The organism is Cedecea sp. (assembly GCF_036500665.1).
GTDB lineage: Bacteria > Pseudomonadota > Gammaproteobacteria > Enterobacterales > Enterobacteriaceae > Cedecea.
Genome location: NZ_DASYBS010000066.1, coordinates 1 through 1,786, shown reverse-complemented (window position 1 = coordinate 1,786; position 1,786 = coordinate 1). Strand labels below are relative to the sequence as shown.

Below are 1,786 nucleotides of genomic sequence, written 5' to 3'. Positions count from 1 at the left end.
AGTGCTAACACGTTACTCTTCACGCCTCATTTACCTTCACAACCCGGGTATTAAGAGGCGTGAGTGTTTGCCCGGTGCTGCCGGTTGGCGTCATGCGCGGGATCGGTTGGCGGGTGTCGCTTTCTACCAGCGTTGATCTTTCCTCTTGTGCGTCAAACAGATAATCCTCCCCCCACTGGCGCAGGCCGACAATCACCGGGAACAGGGCTTGGCCCTTATCCGTGAGAATATATTCCTGATAGGCACTGCCGTCCGAGGCAGGGGCAATCTCCAGAATTCCGTGCGCCACCAGGGTGCGTAGCCGGGTGGAAAGAATATTCTTCGCCATCCCCAGCCCCTTTTGAAACTCACTGAAGCGGCGCACACCGTCGAAGGCGTCGCGCACAATCAACAGCGACCACCAGTCACCAATCACATCCAGCGTACGTGCCACCGGGCACTGTGCATCTTCCAGACTTTTACGTTTCATGGCTTTCCCTTCCTGCAGCGATATCTGGTTGCATTATAAAACCTCCGTGCGTAAAGTTCATTGGGTTTAATAATGAAACCACTTTGGAGTGAACGATGAGTGATAAAGCACTGGATCCGAACTGTACGTCACAGGGAGAGGTGCTGGGCCGGCTTCCCGCTTCGTTGGTGTTGTTGTTGGCGGGGGCAAGTGCTTTTAGCGTGGCGAATGTGTATTACGCTCAACCTTTGCTGGACGCCATTGCCCTGGATTTTCATATCAGCCTGGCGTCGGTGGGCATGGTGATCACCGTCACTCAGTTAGGCTGCGCATTGGCCTTGTTGCTGGTGGTGCCGTTGGGCGATCGGGTTAATCGCCATCGGCTGTTGGCGGTTCAGCAACTGCTGCTGATTACCGCACTTTGTGTAGTCGGTTGGGCGGACAGCAGCCCGTTATTACTGGTCGGTATGCTGCTGGTGGGATTACTGGGTACCGCCATGACCCAGGGATTGGTCGCCTTCGCCGCGACATTGGCAGCTCCTCATGAGCGTGGGCGAGTGGTGGGTGCTGCACAAGGAGGGGTGGTATTGGGATTGCTGCTGGCGCGAACGCTTTCTGGCGCACTGGCGGATATAGGGGGTTGGCGAGCCGTCTATTTTTTCTCTGCTGCGGTAACGTTGATTCTGCTACCGGTACTGGCGCGTTTGTTACCTGCACCATACGCGCCGCCGTCGACGCTCAGTTATCCAGCGTTGTTGCGATCAATGCTGACGTTGTTATGGCGTGATCGCACGTTGCAGATCCGCGGAATGCTGGCGCTTTTGATGTTTGCGGCATTCAGCATTTTCTGGAGTGCGCTGGTGCTGCCACTCAGCCAGGCCCCGTTTAGCTTTTCGCATTCGGTGATCGGTGCGTTTGGTCTGGTGGGCGCGGTGGGCGCGCTGGCAGCGGTGCGTGCCGGGCATCTGGCCGATCGCGGTTTAGGGCAGGTGGCGAGCGGTATTTGCCTGTTGCTATTGGTGGTGGCTTGGGTACCACTCAGCATGTTGGGTTACGGTGTAGGCTGGCTGATTATTGGCATTGTGTTGCTCGATCTGGCTGGTCAGGCCATTCACGTATTGAATCAGAGCCTGATTTTCAGTGCCCATCCGCAGGCTCACAGCCGATTGGTCGGTTGCTACATGTTGTTCTACGCCATTGGTAGTGGGCTGGGTGCCTTTGCCAGCACACATGCTTACGCCTGGGCTGGATGGAGTGGTGTGTGTTGGCTCGGTGCGAGCGTTAGCCTAAGTGCCTTGTTGTTCTGGCGACTGACATTGCGTGGTATGCCTGCCTCTG

General features: G+C 56.6%; 2 protein-coding genes. One reads left to right on the top strand and one right to left on the bottom strand.

Annotation, left to right across the window (positions count from 1 at the left end):
- Positions 1-19: 19 nt before the first annotated feature.
- Positions 20-469, bottom strand: coding sequence for a helix-turn-helix domain-containing protein (locus VGM55_RS11725; protein ID WP_331635537.1), 450 nt, complete (start codon positions 467-469; stop codon positions 20-22).
- 95 nt (positions 470-564) lie between these two features.
- Between VGM55_RS11725 and VGM55_RS11720 the strand changes: the two genes are divergently transcribed.
- Positions 565-1,786, top strand: a 1,222-nt coding sequence (locus VGM55_RS11720) for an MFS transporter (RefSeq protein ID WP_331635536.1), incomplete at its 3' end; no start/stop codon positions are given.